The organism is Pseudomonas tolaasii NCPPB 2192 (genome assembly GCF_002813445.1).
In the GTDB taxonomy this organism is placed as follows: domain Bacteria; phylum Pseudomonadota; class Gammaproteobacteria; order Pseudomonadales; family Pseudomonadaceae; genus Aquipseudomonas; species Aquipseudomonas tolaasii.
This window is the reverse complement of sequence record NZ_PHHD01000001.1, coordinates 4,712,576-4,737,879: the sequence shown is the minus strand read 5'-3', so window position 1 is coordinate 4,737,879 and position 25,304 is coordinate 4,712,576. Positions and strand designations below refer to the sequence as shown.

Below are 25,304 nucleotides of genomic sequence, written 5' to 3'. Positions count from 1 at the left end.
ATTTGCTGCCCGCAGCCCATTGCGCGGGACTTTCCAGGGTAAAAGGTAAGGGTTATGAACATGAAGAATTTGGGTCTGCCGCTGGTTGCACTCACTTTTCTGGTTTTGGCCGGTTGCTCCACGCAAACGGTGGTGACGTTGCAAAACGGCACACAGTATTTGACCAAGGACTCGCCGAAGACCAAAACAGTGGACGGGTTCTACGAATTCACCGACATCGCCGGCAAGCACATACGTGTCAAGGCCGATGACGTGGCGACGGTACGCAGCGAAAAATGAGCATAAAAAAAGCCCCGCAAATGCGGGGCTTTTTCTTGGCGGCTCAGTAACGGTAATAAGGGTGGTAGTAATACGGGCGATAGTAAGGATGGTAATAGTAGGAATGGTAGTACGGCCGGTAGCAGCACGGCGCCGGATAGGCCGGGTACACCGCACACCCGCCGAGCCCCAGCAGCACCAGGGCACACAGCAACCATCGAATTCGGGACATGCTCGGCTCCTCACACATGACACGCGAAACATTTCGCAGGTAGTCATTGAACGTTTGAGCCCCTGCAATCCGTCGTTGTGTTCAGTGAAGAATTGTTCACCGAAGGATTCGCCCCGCTGCGCCGTTTAACCCGTAAGCCGCCTTCATTTTCGAGGGCGCAGAACGGAGGTACAACGGCCATGGCACGCATGCTCCGAGCACTACGCGCGCTTTTTCTGATTCCCCTGACCCTGACGGCCCTGGCAAGTGCGCCGGCATTCGCCGACACCCTCATCATTCGCCAGCCGCCACGGGTGGTCGTGGTGCAAGCCCCGCCGCCACCGGTGTATTACGGGCATTGGGGCTATGCGCCACGACCTTACTACTATCCGCATCATTATTACGGCTACGGGTATGGCTACCCGCGGCCCTATTGGCACCGCGGCTGGTAAGGGCCGCGCGTGGCGTCAGCTGATGGAGACACCGTCGGCCCACAGCCCGCCATGGCCGACGCCCACCAGCGTCACCGAGTCGGCGCCAAAGGTGAGCACCGTATCGGCGCCGACCACCTTCACGTGGTCACGCAGGTCGGTGCTTCCCGCCACGTCCTTGAACACCAGTTTGTCGCTGGTCTGGTAGCCAATCACGCGGTCATTGCCGAAGTGGCCACTGAACAGAAAGGTGTTATGCCCACTGTTGTCGCGGATGGTGTCGTTGCCCTTGCCACCTTCGATAAAGTCCGGGCCCTTGCCGCCCTGGATCAGGTCGTTACCGTTGCTGCCGATGATGAACGTATTGCCCTTGTGGGGCTCGGCATTGCGGTTCAGGTCCTGCACCCAGGTGTTGGCACGCGCCGGGTCGGACAGGTTGGCAACGATCACCGTGGAGTCGCGGGTCATCTGGTCATAGAAGCCGGATTCGAGGATGCGCGTCATGCCGTCGCCATAGCCGGTGGGCAGGTGCGACACCCAGGTCGGCAGGTTGACGATGGAAAACGGCAGCACGTTCCACAGCGACGAGGCGTAGTGGTCGTTGAAACTGACGATATTGTCGGTGGTCGATTCGTGGGGTTTGTCGTGCACGCCCAGGGACGACAGGTTGAAGGATGAACCGTCCAGCGCTCGGAATACCGGGTCGTTCTCGTAGCCGATATTGATCACTTTGTCGCCGCTGCTCTGGGTGGGCGAGGCATAGGCCACATAGTTGGCGTCCTTGTAGAACCCGGCCCATTTCTGGGTGCTCAGGTCCGCCATGCTGTTGACCGCCAGCCCGCCCAGGCTGTGGCCGCTGACCACCACATCCTTGCCGGTGAGGCCGTGGGCGCCGGCATAGTCGGCGACGTTTTTGAGCAAACCGCCAAAGGCTTCACCGGCGTAATTTTTTGCATAGTCCTTGGGCCCAAGCGCGGCGAGCAAATCACTGATGATGTCGCCGATGGAGTCGCTGATCAGGGTTTCCCGCGGCCCCGAGGTACCGCGAAAGCCGATGCCGATTTCGAGCAGTTTGCCTGCACCGTCGTATTTGCCGAGCACCTCGACCTGCGCCGTGGTGTAGCCGGCCTTTTCACCGAAAAACGTACCTCGCGCGTCCACCTTGCCGCTGTAGCCCAAAGCGCTCGCGCTGATCGGCGTCCACCCGGCTTTTTGCACGGCCTCAAGCGCGGCTTTTTCCGAGTCGGGGTTCCAGGGAATGCCGGGGATGACCCCTTGTGAGTCCTTGCTGCCCAGCAGCGCACTCACCAGCGTGGCCGGCAAGCCAAGCCCCAGGCCGTTGTGCTGGTAGCCCACGGCAAAGCCGTTATCCAGGTTGTGGTAGGAATACAGCGTGATCGCCATGGCATCGGCGAACAATGCTTTGGAGCCCTCGGTGCCGAGGTTTTTATAGTCAAAGATACCCATGGTAGTGCCTCTCTGTTGTTGGATTTGTAGAGAAAGCGGAAATACTCATTAGCCTGTTTAAACGCCGAGCTTGTGTGGGAGCTCCCACACAAGCCAGCTCCCACACAACCCTTGTCCCATTCAGGGGTTGCGTGAATTTTTAGAACGCCCAGTCGAGGCTCAACCCCACCCCATGCACCTTGTCCTTGCCGGCCAGCAGGCCGTTGTAGTCAAAGTTCACCCGTGCATCCCTGGTCAACGCCAGGCTGACCCGCGCGCCCACCAACGCCGCATCGCGCACCATCGGCGCACTTTCCACGGTGAATGAAGGGCCGCCCGAGGCAAACGCCAGATGCCGTTCGGAATCGGTGCTGCTCAGGTTGTGTTGCCAGCCCAGGGTGCCGGACACCTCGAGTTGCTGATGGTCATTCACATTGAAGGTTTTCAGGGCGCGCACGCCCAGGGTGCTCAGCACCACGTCACGGGTGTCGTCGTGGCCCTTGAGCGCGGCCGCATCGCCCTTCTCGGTGAAACCGTCGGTGTCCAGGTGCACGTAAGCCAGGTTCGCGAACGGTTCCAGGGCCAGCGGTTGCAGGTTGACGCGGTACGCGGCTTCGCCGAACACCTGGGTACTGGTGGCGTCCGCTTTGACTGTCTGCTTGCCGGCCACATCGCCGTATTGCAGGTCACGCTTGACGTCCGCGCGGTGCCAGCTGTAAGTGGCGCCGCCACTCAGGCGCAGTGCGCCGATTTCATGCCCGGCGTATGCGCCGAAGTGGTAGCTGTCCACCGAGGCGCGGCTGTGGGTGTCGCTGCCCATGTTCAGCGACGTGTCACTGTAGCCGGCGACCAGGCCGATACGCGTTGACTCGTCGAGCGCACCGTCCACACCGAGCAGCATGCCGCCGATGGCCGTGGTGTAGCCCGCCGTGTCACTGCGGCTATCGGTCTTGCCCCACGCGCCCAGCGCCTTGACCCACACGTTGCCACGGCTGTCGATCGTCTCGCTGGTGGCGCCCATCTCGCCATGGCGCAAGCGTTCACCCACGGCTTCTCGTACGTAGCGGCTGTCGTTGACCAGTGCGGTTTGCAGCGCTGGGTAGATTTCGCCGGACAGTTGACGGAACGCGCCCTGGGCCGAGGCCGCCGTAGGCGCCAGTAACAGGCTTTCATACACGGCATTGCCGGCGCCCAGTTGCTCGGCCGCCGCCGCCACCGCCCGCTGGTTTGGCGTGGTGGCCACACTGGCGAAGCTGTTGGTGCGCACCACGTCCAGTTGCACGCCGGTCGGGGCGTAGTTCAGGGTGCCGCCGACAAACAGGTAGTTGGGCACCACGGCACCAAAACTGCCGGTAATGCCGCCCGCCGCTTGCAGGATGTTGTACTGGCGACCGATCAGGCTTTGGGCCTGGGCGTTGGTCAGCAGCGTCGGGCTGTTTTCCAGGGCCAGGGTCACGGTGCCGCCATTGAGCGTGGCGGTACCACCGGCGACGATGCGGTCGCTGCTGGTTTGCGACAGTTCCACCGCGTAAGTGGAGCCGGCATCAAAGGTGACGTTGCCGGCCACATTCAGCGTGCCGATGGAATTGCCCGGTGCCACGGTACCGCCGCTTTTGGCGGTCAGCGAGCCGATACGCCCCGAGCCGCCGACCACACCGCTCTGGCTGACCGTCACGTCGGAGGTGACCGAGCCATTGATCGCCAGCAGGCCTTGATTGACCAGCGTCGGGCCGCTGTAGGTGTTGGCGCCGGTCAGCACCAGCGTGCCGATTCCCTGCTTGGTCAGGCCGCCATGCCCGGAAATGTCGTTGCTCCACACATCGCGGCCGCAATGGATGTCGTCGCACAGGCGCTGGGTGGGTTTACCGGCGTCCACCACGGCGCCCACGCCCGGCAAATCCGCCACGAACTGCCCGCTGCCATAGGCGCCGTCGATGCGAAATTCAGCCGGGATATCTTCAGCGGTGATGAACATCCCCGGGCCATTGACGGCCTTGCCCAGGTTGATCATGCCCCAGCCGTACAGCGAGTCGATGCCCGGCGCGCCGAGGTCAGTGGCGGTGGTTTTGAGCAGCGTGGAGATCTGGTCGCCGCTCATGTAAGGAAAGCGTTCCATCAGCACCGCCGCCGCGCCAGCCACGTGGGGCGCGGCCATGGATGTGCCGTTTTTGTTGGCCCAGTCGGTGGTGAGGTTGCTCAGGTCGGTGCCGTTGATGATCGAACTGAAGATCCTGGTACCCGGTGCCGACACGCAGAAGCTCGCCGCATAGCCGCAGCGCGACGAGAAGGTGCTGATCACATACGGATCAGGGCTCGCCGTGTTGGGGTTTTGCTGCAAGGCGGCGACCGACAGCCAGTTCGGCGCGATCTCCGGCACAAAGTACGCCAGGCCCGACATCGCGTCCGGGTTGTTGCGGTTGTAGTCGTTGCCCGCCGCAAAAATCGTCAGTACGCCGCTGCGCGCAGCATCGATTGCGCCTTGATAGGCGCCACCGGCGAGGGTGCCCAATATCGGCCGAATATGGTTGAACTGCGCCTGGGCCTCATTGACCGTGAAGTTGGGGAATGCCGGATCGCGGCCGCCCTTGGCGTACTGGTCGCCGATGCCTATGCCCCAGCTGTTGTTGATGATGCGCGCGCCGCTGGCAACCAGCCCGTCCCAACCGGCTTTGTACACCGCGCCGTCGTTGCCGAGAATGATCCCGTCTTCCGGCCCCGGGTCGCCGTTTTCCGCCGTGATGATTTGCGAATTGAACGCCACGCCATGCATCGGCCCACCGTCGCGGTTACCCGCGGCAATGCCGCCGACGTGGGTACCGTGGTTGCCCAGCTTGCCATTGGAGTCTTTGGACGGCGTGCCGTCATAGCGGAATGCATCGCCCGCCTTCACCGGAATGTAGGGGTCGGTGTATTGACGAATGCCCTCGGTGACCACTGTCACCACCTTGTTCGGGCTGGCAAATTCCGGGTGCTGGGCGTACACCGGCTGGTCGAAGATACCCAGTTTGACGCCCTTGCCGGTGTAGCCGGCGGCATAGGCGGCGTCAGCCTGGATGGCGCCCAGGCCCCAGTCGGCCTTGAACTCGTTGCTGCGCCAACTGGCGGCATCGCCCAGCTTGCCGGTTTCCACATAGGGTGCGGCCTGGGCGGTTCCCAGGCTTGCCAGGCAACACAGCAGCGCGCCGTATGGCACGCAGCTCAAGGCCTTGAGCGGGTAGCCCGGGCCTGTGTGAATGGCGGTAAATAACCCTGACTTGCGTTTTTTCACGGTGACCTTCCTTAGTTTTCTTATTGCACTTATTTGAAAATCATCTCCACCCAACACCGCCGAGCCCGTGTGGGAGCTGGCTTGCCTGCGATAGCGGTGTACCAGCCAGCACCTTCACCACTGACCGACCGCTATCGCAGGCAAGCCAGCTCCCACACTTTTTTGATCGGTAGTGTTGTTTAGAACTGCCAGTTCAGGCTCAGCCCCACGCCCTGGGTTTTCTCGCGGCCACCCAACTGGCCGTTGTAATCAAGGTTGACCCGCGTGGCCGGGCTCAGCGCCAGGCTGGCTTGCACGCCCACCAGCGCCGCATCACGCAGCAATGGCGTGCTGCGCACCGCGAAGGACGGGCCGCCCGCGACAAACCCCAACTGTTCTTCGGATTCCACGGCAGTCAGGCTGTGCTGCCAGCCCAACGAACCGGACAGCTCCAGTTGCTGGTGATCATTCAACGCCAGGGTTTTCAGGGCACGCAGGCCAAGGGTGCTGAGCACCGCGTCACGCCGGTCGCTGCCACGCTGCAGTGCAGCGGCATCGCCTTTTTCATGGAAGGAATCACTGTCCAGGTGCACGTAGGCCAAATTGGCGAATGGCTCCAGCGTCAAAGGCTGCAGGCGGATACGGTACGCCGCCTCGGTGAATACCTGGGCGGTGCGTGCATCCAGCTTGGTTTTTTGCTTGCCGCTGACGTCGCCGTATTGCAGGTCACGTTTCACATCGCCGCGATGCCAGCTGTAGGCGCCGCCGACGCTCACGCGCCAGTCGCCCAGCTCACGCCCGGCATAGGCGCCGAAGTGATAGCTGTCGATGGACGCCGACGAATGCGTGCCACTGCCCAGGTTCAGCGAGCTGTCGCTGTAACCGGCCACCACACCCACGCGGGTCTGCTCGTCCAGCGCACCGTCCACACCGGCCAGCAGGCCGCCGATGGACGTGGTGGAACCGGCGGTTTCGCTGCGGCTGTCGGCCTTGCCCCAGGCACCCAGGGCCTTGAGCCACAGATTGCTTTCACCGGTCACCGGCACATGGCGCAGGCGTTCGCCCACGGCGTCGCGCAGTTGCAGGCTGTCATTGATCAGCATCGCACCGATTGCCGGGTAGATTTCGCCGGACAGCTGTTGAAAGCCTTGTCGCGCGGCCGCTGCCGACTGCGATTGCAGCACGCTTTCATACACCGGGTTGCCTGCGCCGAGCTGCTCGGCGACGGCCGCCACATTGCGCTGGTTGCGATTGGCGGCAACGCTGGCGAAGCTTGCATCGTTGCGCCCTACTGCCAGTTGCACGCCATTGGCGGCGTAATCGAGGGTGCCGCCGAGGAACAAGTAACCTGGCAGCACTTGCCCGAACTGCCCCTGCACGCCACCCGCCGCCTGGAGAATGGAGTACTGACGGCCAATCAGGCTTTGCGCCTGGCTCTGGCTGAGAGAGGTGGGGCTGTTTTCCAGCGCCAGGGTCACAGTGCCGCCACCGAGAATGGCCTTGCCGCCCGCGACAATGCGGTCGCTGCTGGTGGGCGTCAGCTCCACCGCGTAGGTGGAGCCCGCGCCCAGGTTCACGTCGCCCGCCACCTGCAAGGTGCCGACGGAATTGCCTGGCGCTACGGTGCCGCCGCTGTTCACCGACAACGCGCCGATGCGCCCGGAGCCGCCGAGGGTGCCGCTGTTGTTAACGGTTACCGTCGAGGTCAGGGAGCCATTCACCGCCAGCAAGCCACCGTTGACGGTGGTGGCGCCGCGATAGGTGCTGTCACCGCTGAGCACCAGGCTGCCGGCACCGGACTTGATCAGGCTGCCCTCATACACCCGGCTTGCAGCGGCGGCGTCACGTGCGCTGCCGATGGCGTAATCGGTCTTGTCCTGTTGGCTGGCATTGGCCGCCACGCCGTTTTGCCAGCCCTTGTCGATCAGGGTTTGCTGCCAGGCGGCGTGTTCGGCACGGTCTTCACTCTGGCGCTGAATCAATGCCTGGTCCGTGATGCCATTGCTCCAGACATCGCCCTGCCCGGCCGCCAGGCTCACATTCATCGCACCGAGCAATTGCCCCGGCCCGTGCATTGCGCGGCCCAGGTCCGGCACGCCCCAGCCCACGACGGTGTTGGGCGCCTGGGTGATCGAGCCGTCGAGTTGGGTCGCGGTGGTCAACAGCACCTGCAACGCCTGCTCGTTGGTCATATATGGGTAGCGTTCCATCACCAGCGCCAGTGCGCCGGTGGCATGGGGCGCCGACATCGAAGTGCCGGATTTCACGCCGTAGCCGCCACCGGGCACCGTGCTGTTGATCAGCGCACCCGGCGTGGAGATACACCAGTATTTGGCGATGCCGCACTTGTTGTATTTCTGGTTATTGGTTTTATCCAGCCCCGACACCGCGAGCCAGTGGCCCTCCAGCTCCGGCTGAAAGTACGGCAAGGCCGAGCGCACGCTGGCGTTGGCGTAGCCGCTGTTGCCGGCGCTGAACACGTTGATCACGCCCGCCTTGGCCACGTCTGCCGCCGCGTCGAGCCAGGTGCCCTGGTTGTAGTGCTGGGCGTAGGCGGCGTGCAGGCCGGCAAGGGTCTGGTAACTGACATCCGGCGGCTGGCTGCCCCAGCTGTTGTTGATGGCGCGCACGCCGGAATCCACCAGCGCGGTGTACACCGCTTTGAAGTATTTCGGGTCGGGTGTGGGGCCGAACAGGAAGCTGTCGTTGGCGTTGGTATTGCCCACGTAGAGTTGCGCGTTGTAGGCCACGCCGTGCATGCCCACACCGTCACGGGCGGCGCCCATGGTGCCGGTGACGTGGGTGCCGTGGGAGTCGTTGTTGGGGTTGAGCGCGCCGGTGGTGCTGAACGGGCTGCCATCCACATAAGTGCCGGTGGCCGTGACGGCGTGATAGCGGTCTTTGGAGGCCTCCGGGTGAGCCGGATCAAAGCCCGAGTCCAGTGCGCCGATTTTCACGCCGTTGCCGGTGATGCCGGCGGCATAGGCTTCATCAGCTTTCATGCGCCCCAGGCCCCAGTCACTCTGGAATTCGGCGGTTCGCCAACTGGCGGGGTTACCCGGTTGGCCGGTCTCGGTGTAAGCCGCCTGTGCCGCAACGGACAACAGCAGCAACGAGCCTGCGGTAAAGGGTTTGAAGCGGGATGAGTCGGTGATCATTTAAACCATCCTTATTGTTTTTATGGGTGCTCATTTCACCGGGCCAAAGGCCTCGTCCACCTTGGCCAGGTCGGTGTCGCGCAAGTTGCCCGCGTAGTAGTGCAATTTGGTCCAGGCCATCAAATAGTCGTAACGCGCCTGGGCCAGGTCGCGACGGGTGCTGTACAGCTGCTGCTCGGCATTCAGCGCATCGAGGTTGACCCGCTCACCGCCGAGAATGCTTTGTTTGGTCGACACCACCAGCGCTTCAGCGGAGGTCAGGGCCTTCTGATAAGCACGCAACTTGCTCACGCCCGACAGGCAGGCACTGAACTGGCGGCGCAACTCGATCAGGGTTTCGCGGGTCTTGCCTTCCAGCTCGTACTCGGCCTGCTCCATGGCACGGCTGGCCTGGCGGGTGGACGCTGAAACGCCGCCACCGGCATACAGCGGCAAACTGACTTCGATGCCGATGGTGTTGGTGTCGTAGCGCTGGTTGTAGGTGTTGCCGCTGTCCGACTCCTGTTTGCGCGACGTGGCATAAGCGGTGACTTTCGGCAGGTGCCCGGAGCGATTGCGCTCCACCTCGTAACGCGCCACTTCCACGGCCTGGCGCTGAGAGGCCAGCGTCGGGTTGTTGCTGACCGCCAGTTCATGCCAGGTGTCGTAGTTGGCGGGCGTCAGCGCGAACGCCGCAAAGTTCTGGTTCAGCGGCGCCAGGTCATGGATGTTGACGCTCTGCACGCCAATCAACGCGCCCAGCTCGCGCAGCGATGCATCCTGCTCGTCCAGCGCCTGGATCTCTTCGGCGGTGGCCAGTTCATAACGCGACTCGGCTTCCAGAATGTCGGTGCGCGTGCCTTCCCCTTGCTGGAACAGGTGCTGGTTTTGCTGGAATTGCTGCTCGTAAGCCTTTTTCTTGGCGCGGGCGATGTCGATCTGGTCCTGGGCGAACAGCGCCTGGGTGTAGTAGCTCAGCACCCGCACCAGCAAGGCCTGGCTCTTGTCGCGAAAACTTTCATCGGCAAACAGTGACTGGGCGACGCCCTTGCGGTAGTTGGCATAGGCTTCGTAGTCAAACAACGGCTGTTGCAGGCTGAAGGTCGAGCCGTAGCTGTTGTAGTTGCGGTCGTCGCGGTAGGTGCCGCCGCGCCCGTCGGGCAAGTGCGCCTCGGAGTTGTTGCGGCCCTTGTTGTAGTTGTAGGACAGCTTGGGCAACAGACCGGCGCGGCCGATGGTGCGGTTTTCCAGGCCGGCGTCGCGCTCCTTGATGGCGCCCAGAAACACCGGATCGTTGCGTAAAGCCTGCTCGTACACGTCAAACGGGCCCATTGCCGCCTGGGCCCCGCCACACACCACCATCAAAGCAATGAACACTGACTTCATGCTCATTCCTCAGTCAACGCGGAGCCGGCGCGGTCGAGCAGCGGCTTGAACAGGTAATTGAGCAACGAGCGTTCACCGGTGCGCACGAACATTTCGGCGGGCATGCCCGGCTTGATCACCAGGCCGTGGAGTTTGGCCAGCGCGTCTTCGCTGACGCTGGTGCGCAGCACGTAATACGGCTGGCCGGTCTTTTCGTCGAGCATCTGGTCGGCGGAAATCAGGCTGACTTCCCCCGGCACGCGCGGGGTGCGGCTCTGGTTGAACGCAGTGAACAGAATGTCCACCGGCAAGTGCGTGCCGACCTTGTCCACCAAATGCACCGGCAAGTGCCCTTCCACCTCCAGGCGCGTGCCCTGGGGCACGATTTCCAGCAGGGTTTCACCGGCACGCACCACGGCGCCCTCGGTGTGCACGCCGAGGTTGACCGCAATGCCGTCAGCCGGAGCGTTGATTTCACTGTGCTGCAGGTCGAACCCGGCTGAGGTGAGTTGTTGTTCCAGGGTCAGGCTGCGCAACTGCGCGTCGGCCAGTTGGCTGCGCACTTCCTTTTGATATTCCTCGCTGTGCTGCTGCAGCTTCAGCCGCGATTCGAGGATGCCCTGCTCCACACGGCCACTTTCGCCTGCGTTCTGTGCCAGGTCCTGTTGCACCTGGGACAGTTGGCGCTGGTAGTCGAGCAAGCGGTTACGCGGGATATAGCCGTTGTCGGCCAGGGGTTGCAGGTTGGCCAACTGATCGCGCAGGGATTGGGCCTGAGCGGTCAGGTCGGTGCGCGCGCGGCGCATGCCGCCCAGTTGCGAAGTGGCCCCTTCGATATTGGCGCGAATCCCGGCCTGCTCTCGGGCAAACGCTTCGCGGCGGCTGCTGAACAGCTGGCGCTGGCCTTCGAGCACCAGTGCCAAAGCCGGATCAGGGTTGGCGCTCAGATCTGCGGGAAAGGTCACCGCCGCTTGATTGTCACGCTCACTCTGCCAACGCGCCACGCTGGCCCAGGCCATGCGGTACTGGGCTTGCAGGGATTGCACGTCGGCCTGGTTCCGGGTCTGGTCGAGACGGAACAGCGGCTGGCCTTGTTTCACCCACTCACCCTCCTTCACCAGAATCCGGCTGACCACGCCGGGGCTGAGGGTTTGCACCGCCTTGCGCTTGCCCGACACCACCACCGTGCCCTGCACCGGGATGCCTTGATCCAGCGGGGCCAGACTGGCCCAGAGGAAGAAGCCGCCGGCGCCGACGACCGTCAGCAGCCAGCCCATTTTCACGAAAAAACCGGCGTCACGTTCTTTAACACGAGGTTCAACAGTAAGGCTGCTCATGCGCCTGGGTTCCTTCCGGCTTGGTACTGACGACTGAAACTCACCCCGGCTTTTTCCTTGGGTGCCTCCTGCTGGCCCGACAAGGCGCGCAGCACTTCCTGGCTCGGGCCAAACGCCTGCAGACGCCCTTCGTTAAGCACCGCCAACTTGTCGGCCTGGGCCAGCGCCGAGGAACGGTGGGTGACCAGCACCACACTGCTGCCCTGGGCTTTCATCTGCACGATCGCGCTGGCCAGGGCGGCTTCGCCGACGGTGTCGAGGTTGGAATTGGGTTCATCCAGCACAATCAGACGCGGTGCACCGTAGAGGGCGCGAGCCAGCGCGACGCGCTGTTTCTGGCCCCCGGACAGGCCGCCGCCGTTGTCCCCCAGCACCGTGTCGTAGCCTTGGGGCAGGCGCAGGATCAGCTCATGCACACCCGCCTGCTGTGCCGCCTGCACCACCAGCGCCGGATCGGCGTCGCGAAAACGCGCGATGTTGTCGGCGATGCTGCCGCTGAACAGTTCGATGTCTTGCGGCAGGTAGCCGATGTGGGGGCCGAGGTCGTCTCGGTCCCAGCGATGGATGTCGGCGCCGTCCAGCCGAACGGTGCCGGCCAGGGTGGGCCAAACACCCACCAATACGCGGGCCAGGGTGGATTTGCCGGAGCCGGAGGCACCCAGCACGCCGAGTACTTCGCCTGCGCCAAGATGGAAACTGACCTGATGCAGCGTCGCCATCCGCCGCCCCGGCGGGCCCGCGCTGACTTGCTCGAAGCTCACCTGGCCGTGGGGCGCCGGCAACGCCATCTGCTCGGCCTCAGGCGGGAACTCACGCAGCAACTCGTCGAGGCGCTGATAGGCCAGCTTGGCCGAACTCCACTGCTTCCACACCGCGATCAACTGGTCGATGGGGCTGAGCACGCGGCCCATCAGGATGGAACCGGCGATCATCATCCCGGCGGTCATCTCGCCCTTGATCACCAGCAAGGCGCCCAGGCCCAGCACCAATGATTGCAGGCACAGGCGCAGGCTTTTGCTCAGTGAGGTGATCACCGAGCCGGTGTCACTGGCCTTGTTCTGCAAGCCCAGAAATTGCGAATGCACGGCAAACCAGCGTTTGCGCAGCGCGCCGAGCATGCCCATGGCCTGAATGGTTTCGGCATTGTGCAAATGGCTGGTGGCCAGCTGGGTCGACTGCTGGGAAAACCCGCTCGCCTCGCCCAACGGCTTTTTGGTCATGTATTCGTTGAGGCACGCCAGCGCGATCAGCAGCACCGCACCCGCCGTCGCGAGCACGCCCAGCCACACGTTGAACAGGAAAATCACGAACAGGTAGACGGGAAACCACGGCGCATCGAAAAACGCGAACAACGCCGGCCCGGTGAGGAATTGGCGAATATGGGTCAGGTCGCCCAGGGATTGACCGGCGTGGCCCTGCCCGCTTTTCAAGTTGCGTTCGAAGGCGGCCTTGTATACGCGCAAGTTGAAGCGTCGCTCCAACTGGCTGCCGATACGGATCACGATAAAACTGCGTACCACTTCCAGCGTGCCGATAAACGCGAAGAACCCCACGACCATCAGCGTCAACATCACCAGAGTCGTTTCATTCTGGGAGGACAGCACGCGGTCATACACTTGCAGCATGTAAATCGACGGCACCAGCATCAACACGTTAATCAAGGCGGTAAAACAACCGACGCTGATCAAAATACTCTTGTATTCACCCAACGCCCTGAATAAGGGCGCCACCGCATGGGACTTCGCCATAGTGTTAGATCTTCCCTGGAGCGAATAATGCGCAATAGTTGCCCTGCCCCCTGAATCGGGGACGGCCAACTAATCAATCAAGCTATATGTATATAACTTTTTATTAGTTAGTTCGTTGCAGTGTCACGTCTGCACCTGAGGGTGTGCGCCCGGTGTATTCGCCTTCCTTTTGGCGATTCAAATGGGTAATGCCGGTGCCTTCGGCATTCATCAGCCAGATGCCATCCGGGGTGGGCGACCAGCTCAGGGGTTTGTCGCCCAGCCATTGTTCGGCGCACGCCACATCACCGGCCAAGGCATTGGCCTGTTCCAGCAGGTCCAGCGCACAGACCTGATCCTGTTGCTTCAATTCCCAGTGCCCGGCCAGTTGGGCGGTGCTGGGTAGTACGAGACTGCTCGCCATTGCTTGGGCTCCTGCCGACACGAACAACACCTGCGAGACACAGGCGATCAAATGAGAAAAACGCGGCATTTCAGGCTCCGTCCTGGAACGCGGCGCCGGAGCGCCGCGCGTTTTACATCAGGCCACGATGTCGCTGGCGACGGCCTGGCCCACGGTGGTGACGAGGAAATCCGCCACGCCATGACCCGAGAAGTCGACAGCCAGAGTGCCCAGGTTGGTACCTGCGGCATAGCTCAGCACAGCATCGCCGGCATGCCCGGTGAACGCATTGACGAAGGTCAGGCCTGCACCTTTGGTGATACCCGACAGGTCGATCTTGTCGGAACCGGAGGTGAAGTCAAAGATCTTGTCGGCCGCGCCCGGACGCGAGTCGGAGCTGGCACCGTACACGAAGGTATCGTTGCCCGCGCCGCCCCACAGCTGGTCCGCCCCGCCGCCACCGTAGATGATGTCGTTGCCGGCACCGCCTTTGATGATGTTGACGGCGTTGTTGCCGATGATCAGGTCATTGCCCGAACCACCGAACGCATTTTCCACGGTCACGCCCTTGGCGATGGACACGTTGCCCACCAGGCCGCCAACGTCGGAGAACGAGCCTTCCGTCAGGTTGATCTTCTGGTTCTGGGTGAAACCGGAGAAGTCCAGGGTGTCGTTGCCGCCACCGTCCCATACCGAGAACACCAGCTTGTCGGCATTGGATGTGGCGCTGTAGAAATCACGCCCGGTGTTGGAGTTGAAACCGTAGGTGGTGTCGCCGGCGCGGGTGCTGTAGTTGGCACCGTAGAGCTTCTGGATCGCGGCAATGTCGTCGATCAGCGGGCCCGACGCGTAAGCCTCGACGCCGCCTTTGCTGAAGTTCTGGTTGGTGTTGCTTTCGCTCCAGTAACTCATGACGCTGTAGCCACGCGTGTCCTGTCCATAGTCCGCGTCTTTGTACGTTGGGTTGCCGGTCCCGGCGTTGTAGTCGCCAGGGTGCGCCAGGCCCAGGGTGTGGCCGATTTCGTGGGTCAGGGTCTGACGGCCGTAGTTGTTCACGTCCGGCGTCTTGTTGACCGTGTAGCTGCTGTTGGTCAGGTACCACGAAGTGCCGTCATAGCCTGCGCCGGTGCCGGGCAGGTAGGCGAAGGCTGCTGCACCGGCCTGGCCACCACTGTAGTTGGCGAAGGTCATGTGCGTATCGCCGCCCGACGCGCTTTCGGTAAAGCTTACGTTGGCGACATCCGCCCAGGATTGCATGGCCAGTACGGCCTGTGCTTTCTGCTGGGCGTTGAACTGGCTGAACCCGGAGATGCCATGTTTGTTCATGGTTGCCGTGGTGGCCGAGGTGAGGAAGGTGTAAGTCAGATCGATCTTGCCGTTGTGGTTCACATCTTTGTACGAGGCGCCATCACGCAGCAGGTGGTCCGCTGCCTGGTCCACCGTCCAGGACGGTTTGCCATTGACCGTGAGGTTGCCGCCACGGTCATACAGATGGCTAAAGCTATCGATTTGCGAGTAAGCAGTGCTGGCTTGCGCGGCAGATACAATAGCTTTGTCTTTTACTTTTGACATAAACGTACTTCCTTGTTTGCAAGTGCATCAGTCTTTGTTCGACAGGAACCTCGCGGGCGAGATAGTCCTATCACTCGCCTCTTTTGAAGGCGTATCGAAACTGACACAACTTCAAATCTTTCGTCTACAAATATTTCAGGGCCGAAAATGTGACGCAGATTCAATGTCAGGAAGTGCTGTACAGCATTTATTGGGGCGATTGCGTGTGTCCGACAAAATTCCCTGGCGTAGTATTTAAATATTAAATAGCAGTAAAGCCGGGCAACTCCGGGCGATCACTTGAATAATGGATCCAATATATTGTCATGGTGTCATTGGCAACATTAAAGAGCCACTACTTACTCTACTTGTAAGAGTTGGCCCCTAATACCGGGACATACCTGGAATGGATTTGAGAAAGTATTGGGATTAATGAGTTTGAGATAGGGCTTGTTGTGGCAAACGGACTGGTGGTGGCAAATGGGGTTCCTGTGGCGAGCGGGCTTGCCCCGCTCGCCACAGGAGGCGCGCTCCCATGCACGCCCTGCGTCAGACTTATTTGCCGGTTCGAATGGTGTTCCACACGCGCGTGCGGATCCGGTCGATGTTCAGTGGCATGGCCTCCAGCGCAAACAATTTGCCCATCATTTCCGGGCTCGGGTACACCTTGGTGTCGGCCTTGATCGCCGGGTCCACCAGGCTGTCTGCGGCGCTGTTGCCGTTGGCGTAGTGCACGTAGTTCGTGATGCTGGCCATCACTTCCGGGCGCAGCAGGTAGTTCATGAACGCGTAGCCGGCCTTTTCATCCGGGGCATCGGCGGGCATGGCGACCATGTCGAACCAGATCGCGGCGCCTTCCTTGGGAATGTTGTAGCCAATGTTCACGCCATTCCTGGCTTCTTTGGCGCGGCTTTCGGCCTGCAGGATGTCGCCGGAGAAACCGACGGCCACGCAAATATCGCCATTGGCCAGGTCGGCGGTGTATTTCGAAGAGTGGAAGTACGCCACGTAAGGCCGCACTTTCATCAGCAGGTCTTCAGCCTTTTTGTAGTCCTCGGCCTTCTTGCTGTGGTGCGGCAAGCCCAGGTAATTCAGGGCCGCCGGCAGCAGTTCCGGGCCGTTGTCGAGGATCGCCACGCCGCATTTTTGCAGTTTGGCCATATTTTCGGGTTTGAAGATCAGGTCCCAGGAATCCACCGGCGCGTTGTCGCCCAGCACCGCCTTGACCTTGTCGATGTTGTAGCCGATACCGGTGCTGCCCCACAGGTACGGGAAGCCATGCTCATTGCCCGGGTCGTTGTTTTCCAGGGCCTTGAGCAGCACCGGATTGAGGTTTTTCCAGTTCGGCAACTGGCTCTTGTCGAGTTTCTTCAAGGCGCCGCCCTGAATCTGCCGGGCCATGAAGTGGTTGGAGGGGAACACCACGTCGTAGCCGGATTTGCCGGTCATCAACTTGCCGTCGAGGGTTTCGTTGCTGTCGTACACGTCATAGGTAAAACCGATGCCGGTTTCTTTCTGGAAATTTTTGGTGGTGTCCGGCGCGATGTAATCGGACCAGTTGTAGATTTTCACCGTCTCGGCGGCCTGGCTGATAGAGGCCACCAACATCAAGGGCAACAGGGCAATGGCTTTCATGGTTCGATTTCCTGGCGGTTTTAAGGCTGTTTTTATGGCAGGCGATCAAGGATCAAAGCGTTACAGAATCAGGACATAGCTTTTGCGCACGGTTTCCTGGATATCCCAGATCCCGGTGCTGTTGGCCGGCAACATCAGTGCATCGCCGGCTTGTATGTGTACGGTTTCACCGTTGTCTGGGGTGAAGGTGCAGCGGCCCTGGATGAAGTGGCAAAACTCCCGGGATTTGATCTGCCGACGCCACACGCCCGGGGTACATTCCCAGATGCCGGTTTCGACGCCGTCGGTGCGCTCCACGCTCAAGGTCGAGGCCACGGCGACCAGGTCGCCCAAGGGCACGGCCACAGGTGACGAGTCAGGCAAGTGGGCATTCAGCGTATCTTTGAATTGAGTGATGCTCATGGGTTTTCCCGTGTGAATGAAACAGATTAATGCATGAAGCCTTCCATGAACCCCGCCACGCCGGTCGCCAGCTTGCGCCGCCAGGGCGCCGTGTTGGGGTTGGCCAACACCTGGTCTTCATGGACGAAACTGCGAATGATCGCGTTGTAACCCAACCAGCGGCACGGTTCGGGCTCCCAGGCCTTGAGCGCGTCCAGGCCACGCTCGCGAATCACCCAGGGCTGGGTGGTCAGCGGCGTGTCGAGGCCGAGAATCAGGTCGGCCAGCGTGCGCCCGCCAAGGTTGGTGGCGCCAACGCCCTCCCCGCCATAACCACCTGACAGCGCGATGCCGGTCTTGTGGTCGCACACCATGTGGGGCCGGAAGTTGCGCGACATGCCAAGGTTGCCACCCCAGGAGTGGGTAATCCTGACCTTCTTGAGCTGCGGGAACAGTTCGCCGAACAGGTAGCGACGCAACTCCACCTCGCTCACGGTCAAATCAAAGTCATGGCGCAATTTGCCGGCGAACTGGTAACCGCCGCGAGCACCGAACACCAGGCGATTGTCTGCCGAACGTTGCCCGTAGGTGACCTGGCGGCTGCTTTCGCCGAACGCCTGGCCATGGCTCAAGCCGATTTCGTCCCAAGTGCTGGCGGGCAACGGCTCGGTGGCGACAATCAGGCTCTGCACCGGTAACTGGTAGCGCCCCAACGGCGGCAGCGTATTGGCGTAACCCTCTACCGCCGGCACCACCCAGGCGGCGCGAACGCCGGCCCTGGCCGTGCGCAGGCTGCCGGATTGCCAGTGAGTGACCGGGCTGTTCTCGTAGATCCTGACGCCCATGCTCTCCACCACCCGTGCCAGGCCGCGCACCAGCTTGGCCGGGTTGATGGTCGCCACATGGGGTGCATAGATACCGCCATAGGGTTTGGCGATGCGGATCTGCTCGGCCAGTTGCTGCGGGGTCAGCCAGCGATAGTCATCTTCGGTGAGGCCCTGGGCGTGCAGCTTGTCCAGGTAGCGGCGCAGGCTGCCTTCCTGCTCGGGGTAACGCGCAGCGCAATAGAGGACGCCGCCCTTGCGGTAGTCGCAGTCGATGCCTTCGCGGGCCAGCACTTGCGCCACTTCTTCGGGGATGCCGTGCAACAGGTCATAAGAAGCGCGGCGTTGGTCAGGGTTGAGGCCCGCCAGCAAGCGGTCTTCGCCGAGCAGATTGCCCATCAGCCAGCCGCCGTTACGCCCGGAGGCGCCGAAACCGGCGGTTTGCGCCTCGATGATGGCAATTTTCAGCTCGGGCGCCTGGCGTTTGAGGTAGTAGGCGGTCCACAGGCCGGTGTAACCGGCGCCGACAATGGCCACGTTGACGTCCAGGTCATGCTCCAGGGACGGCCGCGCCTTCAGCGGGTCATCCAACTGGTCCATCCATAAACTGATGTTGCGCCATGCCGGCATGCCAAGCTCCCAACCCGATTTCGATAGGCTGGATCCTAGAGCGCCACGTCAGAGGCTGTCTTGCGCGCGTGCACGCAGAGAAATTTGTTTGACGTAGGCCTTGGGCGACTGCCCAGTGTGCTGGCGAAAGGCGCTGTAGAACGCCGACAGCGAATTGAAACCGGCGGCAAACGCCAGGTCATCGATTTTGATCGGCGGCACGGCCTTCTCCAGCGCCGCGAGCAAATGCTGGAGCCGAGCCTGGTTGACGTAACGATAGAAACTTTGCCCCAGCACCTGATTCAGCAGGTAGGAAATCTGGTTGCGGCTGTAGCCACATTCCTTCGCCACTCGCTGCAGGTCGAGTTCGGGGTCCAGATAGGGTTGCTTGAGCTGGAAATACTGCTGCAGATCGTTGGCCATATGCCCCAATTGCTGAGGCGACAGGCCCAGGCGGCTGACCGTGGGGCGCATCGCCTGGGCCGGCTGTTCGTGCACGAGGGAGGCATACTCATTGACCCGCCAGATCAGCCCGTCGCGCACCGTGATGGCTTCGCTGGTACGGAATGACACCAACCCCTGGCCGCCACGCAATGTGATGCGGTACTGGATAAACGCGGTGTCGCCGTCGGCGCGAATTCGGTCGGTATGCTCGATTGCCTCGTCGGCGCCCCGGGGCATGCTGGCTTGCAGGTATTCGCGCAGCTCGGCGTAACCCACTACTCGGTTCTGGAAGAAATCGTGGTATTGGATGTCGGGGTGATAATAGGACATCACCCCATCCAGATCCCTGTGCCGCCAGCACAGGTGATGACGCAAGACCAGTTCGCCGGTGGCTTGGGTGTTTTGGCAATCGTCGGCCGGGGCGATGTCGGGCATGGAAGGCTCTAAGACGGATAGGCGGTTGAGATTGCCGAATTTTACCGGTGCCTTCAATGGCGAATTGGCACTTCTGACTAATGGCCTTTTGCCTAAATTTTGGCAAGGCATGACTCACATCAAACTAACGGAAAAGAACCGCCGAACGGAGCGGAAAAACTTACCTTGAGCGGGCGATCGGATGCTATTTTGGACCCTTCGATGGCGCGACCAGTGAAGGTCAAGGCCCTGCCGCGAGCTAAAGGAAGCGCTCAATGAAACAGGTGGGCAACATGAACAAAGTGACGTTCCCCAATGCATGCCAGCTGATGCGCTGGCACTTTCATCCGATGGGCTTTGAGGGGAGCATGGACGCCCCCGGCAGTATGGTCGCCCGCCTGTTCGACCGTGCCAGCGGCGAGACACTGATTGCCATCGCCGGCATCCCTTGCGCCACGGTGATGAATGCCGCTGATGTGGAGCGGATCATCGAGGCGGTTGAAGATGAGCTGGAGAGCTTTGTGCCGCCGTTGTCGTTGCGGGCCTGAGCAAAGTCGAGCCCCCCATGTGTACCTGGCTCGTGTGGGAGCTGGCTTGCCTGCGATGCAGACACCTCGGCGTACCGGTTTGACCCAGGTGATGCCATCGCAGGCAAGCCAGCTCCCACAAAGGCCTGCGGGCACATGAATTCCTTGATTGGCCTTTAGCCTCGCTGATCGTCGAAAAACACTTTTTTCCCGTCGACCCGCTCCGACGCCCTCGGCACATTCACGCCCTGGCCCTCCGGCTTCTCCACATACCAATAGCAGTGGCTCACGGCCCGGGTGATGCCGACATAGGCCAAACGCAACACCTCGTCTTTCTGCGCAGTGTCATAAGGCTCGCTGTCGCCGCTGCTACCCAGCCCGGCCAGACGGTAGACCTGATTCTTGTAAGGGGAGTTGGTGACATGCTGGCAGTCTCCCAGCAAAAAAACCGCATCCGCCTGCAGTCCCTTGGCGCTGTGATAAGTCAGCTGTTTCAAACGGCGAGCCTGCGGCGGCAAGCTCGAATCCACATTAACTACGGCCTGAATATGCTCTTGAATCAATAACTTATCGCTACTTTTTCGATACAGCATCAAAATCGAATCGCCATGCTGATAGTGCTCTGCCAGCTTGCGCCCCAACCCCGCATCATCGCGGTCCAGCACCGTGACCGGTACCAACGCCCTTGAATCGCCACTTGCCTTGGCCTTTTTGCCGGGGATGGCCGGTGCCGCACGCACGACATGTTCGGCGGCGTCGATGATGTGTTGATGGCTGCGGTAGTTCTCGCCCAGCATCACGCGGGTGGTGCTCGGCGATACAAACTCCTTGTTGAACTCCATGAAGTACTTCGGCGAACTGCCGCGCCAGCCATAGATGGACTGCCAGTCATCGCCCACGCACAGCAAGGATGAACGCTGCGCGCCGCGGCCCACGTGCATCGCCGGTCCACGGCTGCGGATTTCGCGCAGGCTGGCGCGAATCCACGAGACGATCTGCGGTGAGACGTCCTGAAATTCATCAATCATCAAATGCGACATCGGCCGCAACAAAGGGTCGCTGAGCAGCTTGAGGTTTTCCGGAGTGTTTTCGCCAAACAGCGAGAACATGCGGTTGTAGGTCATGATCGGAGGCGACTGGTCGAGCAGATGGTCTTCCAGGGCTTTCCAGAAAATGCTCAGGGCCTCAAAGAAAAAGCGGTCCGGGTCATCCCTGGCGAAGGTCATTTGGCCTACAGCGGTGGGCACGTCCAGCCCAAGGTTCTCGATAAAGCCTGCGGCGGCGACAAAACAGTCCAGTAACGGCGCCGATGCCAGTTCACCTTTGACTTTGTAATCGAAGCCCGGGCCAGCGGACGCATCGCCTGCCAAACTGCTTAAAAGTTGTTTTGATGAGTCATAACTATCAAGCCATATCAGAGGCTTACGGCAGAAAGCTTGAAACAAGGTGCGCTTGACCGCCCATTCTGCGCGTACCGACAGTTTCGAATTCGGGCGACTGATCTGGGCATTTTCCCGCGCATCGAAGCCCAGCACCACCCAGGCATCCAGCTCCGGGATATAGCCGTGGCAATGGAACTGGGCCCCATTGATTTCAAAGGTTTGGCGGCTGGGCTCAATGCCTTTGATCGGCCAGGCGCCCGCGCGGAACCACAGGTCCTCGATCACATCGCAGAGCTCTTCATCGCGCTTGGCCGCCAACTCGATGACAGCCACGCGCTTTTGCACATCCGGGTGGTCACGCTCCAGCTCCCTGAGCTGCAGGCCATGGCGGGCCAGCGGCGCGATCAGTTCACGGAAACGCTCATGACGGCCGTGCAACCTGTGATAACAGGCGTTCATTTGCTCGCGTTGGGCGTCGCTGATGCGCAGGTCGAACGGGTTGCTGTCGGCGTCTTCAAAACCGCTGCTCAGGGCCTCAAACGCTTGCAGCCGCTCAAACCCCGGCAGGCTGCGCACCATCGGCAGAATGCGCGAGTGAAAGGTGCGCACCACGGCCTGGGCCTCTTTGATTCCAAGGGATTGACCCCACAGGCCGAGAATCTGCATGAGCTTGTTGATGAAGTCCTTGCGCGACTCGCGGGTGAAGGTCACCACAGTCATCGAGCTGAGTTCGAAGCCCAGGTAATGGGTCAGCAGCAAAATGCGCAACACCAGCGAAGTGGACTTGCCCGCGCCGGCACCGGCAATCACCGAGGTCGAGGGTGTATCACTGAAAATCATCTTCCACTGCGCGGTGCTCGGCTGCGCATGTGCCGGCAGCAGGCGCGCCACATCGGCTTTCATGCGTTTTTTCAGGTCGGCGGTCAGCGGCAGGCGCCAATCGTCAAACAAACTGTCGTCGACGCCGGGGGCGCGATGCTCGTCCGGGCGAAAGTCACGGATCAACAACACCTGCCGCCCCTCTTCAAGACCGTCAGCCTTGCCCTCGCGGTAGCCATACTCCACACCCGCCTCGTGACCGCTGCGAAAGCCATCAGCCTGCCCGTGCAGCCAGGAAAACCGGTGCTGCGCGCGCAGGCGCGTCAAGCCGTGGCCGAATAAACGCGCGGCGAGGCGTTTGAACAGCGGCATTTCTGCCAGTGGGCGCAGTTCAGGGGGCAAATCAGGCTTGTGTTGCGGCACGCGGACTCCAGCGATGAGGATGGTATTGGCGAATGCGCCATGGTCGCCGGAATCGGCGTTGAGTTCCAGCCAATTACTTTGGTGTCATACAGTTAGGCGATGAAGTGAAAGTCAAAGCGCCGCCGATCAATCGAAAAACCGGATAATAATCCGGCAGGTTTTGCGCTTTTTTTCGATCAAGCACTGCCGGATCATGACGCCATCCACAGGAGACGATCATGCTTGAACTTCGACCTTTCAATACGTTGGGCGGCGCCCACCATGGCTGGCTCGACGCCCATCACCATTTTTCCTTCGCCGAATACCACGACCCAAAGCGCATGCATTGGGGCAACCTGCGGGTGTGGAACGACGACATCATCGCCCCCGGCACCGGCTTTCCGCAGCACCCGCACCGTGACATGGAAATCATCACCTATGTGCGTGAAGGCGCCATCAGCCATGCCGACAACCTCGGCAACAAGGGCCGCACCGAAGCTGGCGACGTGCAGGTGATGAGCGCGGGCACCGGGATTGCCCACAGCGAATACAACCTGGAAGCCACGCCGACCAAGATTTTCCAGATCTGGATTATCCCCAATGAAGCCGGTTTGCCGCCTTCATGGGGGGCCAAGCCGTTCCCGAAAGGTGAGCGCGAGGGTTTTGTGACCTTGGCCAGCGGCAAGACAGGTGACAGCGAAAGCCTGCGTATCAGGGCCGATGCACGCCTGGTGGCGGCCAATCTTAAGGCCGGGGAAAGTGCCGAGTATCGACTCGACAGCGGGCGTCGCGCGTATCTGGTACCGGCGACGGGGGTGATTGAAGTCAATGGCTTACGTGCGCAAGCGCGGGACGGTGTAGCGGTTGAGGATGAAGGGGTGTTACGGGTCACGGCGGTTGAAGACAGCGAAATAGTCCTGGTCGACCTGGCCTGATGTAAAGCCAGCCCCTAATCAGACTGTGGGAGCTGGCTTGCCTGCGATGCGGACGCCTCGGTGTGTCAGCCATACCGGGGTGATGCTATAGCAGGCAAGCCAGCTCCCACAGTGACAGGCTTGTGTCAGTTATTCCGAGATTGCGCCGTCTACCAGTACCTGGGCTTCTTCTACCAACTGTTTGAGGTGATCCTCGCCAATAAAGCTCTCGGCGTAGATCTTGTAGATGTCCTCGGTACCCGACGGCCGCGCGGCGAACCAGCCGTTTTCGGTCATCACCTTCAAGCCGCCGATCGCCTGATTGTTGCCCGGCGCATGGCTGAGGATCTGCTGGATGCTTTCCCCGGCCAATTGCGTGCTGGTGACCTGCTCCGGCGACAGCTTGCCCAGCAGGGCTTTTTGCGCCGGCGTGGCCTTGGCATCCACGCGAATCGCGAACGGCTCGCCCAAGGCGTCGGTCAGGCCGCGGTAGATCTGGCTGGGGTCCTGACCTTTGCGCGAGGTCATTTCGGCGGCGAGCAAGGCCGGGATCAGGCCGTCCTTGTCGGTGCTCCAAACGCTGCCGTCCTTGCGCAGGAACGATGCCCCGGCGCTTTCCTCTCCACCAAAGCCCAGCGAGCCTTCGAACAGGCCGTCGGCAAACCACTTGAAGCCCACCGGCACTTCGTAGAGGCGGCGGCCAATGCGCGCGGCAACGCGGTCGATCAAGCCACTGCTGACCACGGTTTTGCCCACGGCCGCATCGGCGCGCCAGTCAGGACGGTTCTGGAACAGGTAGTCGATGGACACCGCCAGGTAGTTGTTCGGCGCCAGCAGGCCGCCGGACGGGGTGACGATGCCGTGGCGATCGTGGTCAGGGTCGCAGGCGAAGGCGACGTCGAAGCGCTCCTTGAGGCCGATCAAACCCTGCATGGCGTAGCTGGAAGACGGGTCCATGCGGATCTGGCCGTCCCAGTCGACGCTCATGAAGCGGAACGTGGAGTCGACCTCGGTGTTCACCACGTCCAGGTTCAAGCGGTAATGCTCGGCGATGGCAGACCAATAACGCACCCCTGCTCCGCCCAGCGGGTCAACGCCCAGGCGCAGGTCCGCGCTACGGATGGCATCCATGTCGATCACATTGACGAGGTCGGCCACATAGCTGTTGAGGTAATCGTGGCGATGGGTAGTGTCGGCCTTGAGCGCCTGCGCGTGGGTGATGCGCTTGACGCCAGCCAGTTTGTTGGCCAGCAGCTCATTGGCCTTGGCTTCGATCCACTTGGTCACGTGGGTATCGGCCGGGCCACCGTTGGGCGGGTTGTACTTGTAGCCGCCGCTTTGGGGCGGGTTGTGGGACGGCGTAATCACAATGCCGTCCGCCAGGCCGCTGGTGCGGCCGCGGTTGTAGCAAATAATGGCGTGGGAAATTGCCGGGGTCGGCGTGTACTCGTCGCCTTCGGCCAGCATGACGTGCACACCGTTGGCAGCCAGCACTTCCAGCGCGCTGGCACCGGCAGGCGTCGAGAGCGCGTGGGTGTCCAGGCCGACAAACAAGGGGCCATTGATGCCCTGGGCCTCACGGTACAGGCAGATGGCCTGGCTGATGGCAAGCACATGCCATTCGTTGAAGCTCAGCTCGAAAGAACTGCCGCGGTGCCCGGAAGTACCAAAGGCCACGCGCTGGGTGGAGATCGCTGCATCAGGCTGGCCGGTGTAATAGGCCGTGACCAGTCGCGGGATATCCACCAGCAATTGGGCTGGTGCCGGCTTGCCCGCAAAAGGACTGATTGTCATGCATGAACCTCGAAAAGAAGGGTGTGGAAAAAACGACAGTTTACTG

19 protein-coding genes are annotated in these 25,304 nt (G+C 61.4%); 4 read left to right on the top strand and 15 right to left on the bottom strand.

Features of this window, described 5'->3' with window-relative positions:
- The first annotated feature begins 54 nt into the window (after positions 1 to 54).
- Complete coding sequence (locus ATI14_RS21690; RefSeq protein ID WP_016971788.1) at positions 55 to 279, top strand: YgdI/YgdR family lipoprotein; 225 nt, start codon at positions 55 to 57, stop codon at positions 277 to 279.
- Positions 280 to 322: 43 nt separating this feature from the next.
- Here ATI14_RS21690 and ATI14_RS31455 read toward each other — a convergent pair whose 3' ends face one another.
- On the bottom strand, positions 323 to 490 hold the full coding sequence (locus ATI14_RS31455) for a hypothetical protein (protein WP_016971787.1): 168 nt from the start codon (positions 488 to 490) through the stop codon (positions 323 to 325).
- A 179-nt stretch (positions 491 to 669) separates the two neighbouring features.
- On the opposite strand from ATI14_RS31455, the gene ATI14_RS21685 reads away from it, so the two are divergent.
- The gene (locus ATI14_RS21685; protein WP_016971786.1) at positions 670 to 921 is read left to right on the top strand and encodes a hypothetical protein; all 252 of its coding nucleotides are present in this window, start codon (positions 670 to 672) and stop codon (positions 919 to 921) included.
- A 15-nt stretch (positions 922 to 936) separates the two neighbouring features.
- On the opposite strand, the gene ATI14_RS21680 is transcribed toward ATI14_RS21685, so the two are convergent.
- The 12 genes from ATI14_RS21680 to ATI14_RS21625 form a co-directional block, all read right to left on the bottom strand.
- Positions 937 to 2,367, bottom strand: a complete 1,431-nt coding sequence (locus tag ATI14_RS21680) for a polyurethane esterase (protein WP_016971785.1) — start codon at positions 2,365 to 2,367, stop codon at positions 937 to 939.
- Positions 2,368 to 2,506: 139 nt separating this feature from the next.
- Positions 2,507 to 5,614: an autotransporter outer membrane beta-barrel domain-containing protein gene (locus ATI14_RS21675; protein ID WP_016971784.1), complete on the bottom strand. Its 3,108-nt coding sequence runs from the start codon at positions 5,612 to 5,614 to the stop codon at positions 2,507 to 2,509.
- Between the two features lie 179 nt (positions 5,615 to 5,793).
- Entirely contained in the window at positions 5,794 to 8,751 is a 2,958-nt protein-coding gene (gene eprS, locus ATI14_RS21670) for an autotransporter serine peptidase EprS (protein WP_016971783.1), read from the bottom strand.
- A 30-nt stretch (positions 8,752 to 8,781) separates the two neighbouring features.
- Complete coding sequence (locus ATI14_RS21665; protein ID WP_016971782.1) at positions 8,782 to 10,116, bottom strand: TolC family outer membrane protein; 1,335 nt, start codon at positions 10,114 to 10,116, stop codon at positions 8,782 to 8,784.
- Between the two features lie 2 nt (positions 10,117 to 10,118).
- Complete coding sequence (locus tag ATI14_RS21660) at positions 10,119 to 11,432, bottom strand: HlyD family type I secretion periplasmic adaptor subunit (RefSeq protein ID WP_016971781.1); 1,314 nt, start codon at positions 11,430 to 11,432, stop codon at positions 10,119 to 10,121.
- Positions 11,429 to 13,180 (bottom strand): type I secretion system permease/ATPase, encoded by a 1,752-nt coding sequence (locus ATI14_RS21655; RefSeq protein WP_016971780.1) that lies wholly within the window; start codon positions 13,178 to 13,180, stop codon positions 11,429 to 11,431. The genes ATI14_RS21660 and ATI14_RS21655 overlap by 4 nt, the downstream gene beginning before the upstream one ends.
- A 103-nt stretch (positions 13,181 to 13,283) precedes the next feature.
- Positions 13,284 to 13,652 (bottom strand): protease inhibitor Inh/omp19 family protein, encoded by a 369-nt coding sequence (locus tag ATI14_RS21650; RefSeq protein WP_016971779.1) that lies wholly within the window; start codon positions 13,650 to 13,652, stop codon positions 13,284 to 13,286.
- Positions 13,653 to 13,700: 48 nt separating this feature from the next.
- Positions 13,701 to 15,134, bottom strand: coding sequence for a serralysin family metalloprotease (locus ATI14_RS21645; RefSeq protein ID WP_016971778.1), 1,434 nt, complete (start codon positions 15,132 to 15,134; stop codon positions 13,701 to 13,703).
- A gap of 534 nt (positions 15,135 to 15,668) precedes the next feature.
- Entirely contained in the window at positions 15,669 to 16,748 is a 1,080-nt protein-coding gene (locus ATI14_RS21640; RefSeq protein WP_016971777.1) for a polyamine ABC transporter substrate-binding protein, read from the bottom strand.
- Positions 16,749 to 16,808: 60 nt separating this feature from the next.
- Positions 16,809 to 17,150 carry a cupin domain-containing protein gene (locus ATI14_RS21635; protein ID WP_016971776.1) on the bottom strand — a complete coding sequence of 114 codons (342 nt, stop codon included), beginning with the start codon at positions 17,148 to 17,150 and terminating at the stop codon, positions 16,809 to 16,811.
- A 26-nt stretch (positions 17,151 to 17,176) separates the two neighbouring features.
- Positions 17,177 to 18,583, bottom strand: coding sequence for an NAD(P)/FAD-dependent oxidoreductase (locus ATI14_RS21630; protein ID WP_016971775.1), 1,407 nt, complete (start codon positions 18,581 to 18,583; stop codon positions 17,177 to 17,179).
- Between the two features lie 48 nt (positions 18,584 to 18,631).
- Positions 18,632 to 19,441 carry a helix-turn-helix transcriptional regulator gene (locus tag ATI14_RS21625; RefSeq protein ID WP_016971774.1) on the bottom strand — a complete coding sequence of 270 codons (810 nt, stop codon included), beginning with the start codon at positions 19,439 to 19,441 and terminating at the stop codon, positions 18,632 to 18,634.
- A gap of 254 nt (positions 19,442 to 19,695) precedes the next feature.
- On the opposite strand from ATI14_RS21625, the gene ATI14_RS21620 reads away from it, so the two are divergent.
- Positions 19,696 to 19,968: a DUF1652 domain-containing protein gene (locus tag ATI14_RS21620; RefSeq protein WP_016971773.1), complete on the top strand. Its 273-nt coding sequence runs from the start codon at positions 19,696 to 19,698 to the stop codon at positions 19,966 to 19,968.
- A gap of 155 nt (positions 19,969 to 20,123) precedes the next feature.
- Here the strand turns inward: ATI14_RS21620 and ATI14_RS21615 are convergent, their stop codons facing one another.
- The gene (locus tag ATI14_RS21615) at positions 20,124 to 22,571 is read right to left on the bottom strand and encodes a UvrD-helicase domain-containing protein (protein ID WP_080520131.1); all 2,448 of its coding nucleotides are present in this window, start codon (positions 22,569 to 22,571) and stop codon (positions 20,124 to 20,126) included.
- A 218-nt stretch (positions 22,572 to 22,789) separates the two neighbouring features.
- Here ATI14_RS21615 and ATI14_RS21610 point away from each other — a divergent pair, with 218 nt between their 5' ends.
- Entirely contained in the window at positions 22,790 to 23,485 is a 696-nt protein-coding gene (locus ATI14_RS21610) for a pirin family protein (protein WP_016971772.1), read from the top strand.
- Between the two features lie 129 nt (positions 23,486 to 23,614).
- Here ATI14_RS21610 and pgm read toward each other — a convergent pair whose 3' ends face one another.
- Positions 23,615 to 25,258 (bottom strand): phosphoglucomutase (alpha-D-glucose-1,6-bisphosphate-dependent), encoded by a 1,644-nt coding sequence (gene pgm, locus ATI14_RS21605; RefSeq protein ID WP_016971771.1) that lies wholly within the window; start codon positions 25,256 to 25,258, stop codon positions 23,615 to 23,617.
- Positions 25,259 to 25,304 lie beyond the last annotated feature (46 nt).